This is a genomic window from Ammoniphilus soli, from assembly GCF_040813775.1.
Genome location: NZ_JBEGDL010000180.1, coordinates 1 through 520, shown reverse-complemented (window position 1 = coordinate 520; position 520 = coordinate 1). Strand labels below are relative to the sequence as shown.

The following is a 520-nucleotide window of genomic DNA, read 5'->3' as shown; positions in this document are numbered from 1 at the left end:
AATTGTTGCATGTCATCGAAGAAAAAAAGTTTATGAAGCTGGGCAGCAGCGAATACCGATCCGTGGATGTCCGGATCATTACAGCAACCAATAGAGATTTGAAGCGATTAGTCATGGAAAAGAAGTTTCGTGAAGACCTGTATTATCGATTGAATCTGGCGGAAATTCAGGTGCCTCCATTAAGGGAAAGAAAAGAGGATATATCCCTTATTGCTTATAGCTATCTGCGGAAACTCAACAGTAAATATAGCAAAACGATTTCTATAGCATCAGAAGCCCTAGAAAAACTAACGGAATATGAGTGGCCTGGGAATATTAGAGAACTTTTAAATTCGCTGGAGAGAATTCATCTGCTAAAGGCTGCCGGAGAAATCAAACTGCACGATTTGCCCCATCCCATTGCAATCGGAGAATTAAGCCTATCCGGTTCTCCAGCCCATTTTGAACCATGAAGCCCCGATGAACCATCCCTCGGTGAGGGAGTATTTAAAATGGAAAAGGATGTGACGCTGCAGTCCGT

At 42.7% G+C, this 520-nt stretch carries 1 protein-coding gene; it reads left to right on the top strand.

Annotation, left to right across the window (positions count from 1 at the left end; translation table 11 throughout):
* On the top strand, positions 1 to 452 hold a 452-nt coding region (locus ABLT31_RS38945; RefSeq protein ID WP_367761102.1), incomplete at its 5' end, for an AAA-type ATPase lid domain-containing protein.
* Positions 453 to 520: the final 68 nt, after the last annotated feature.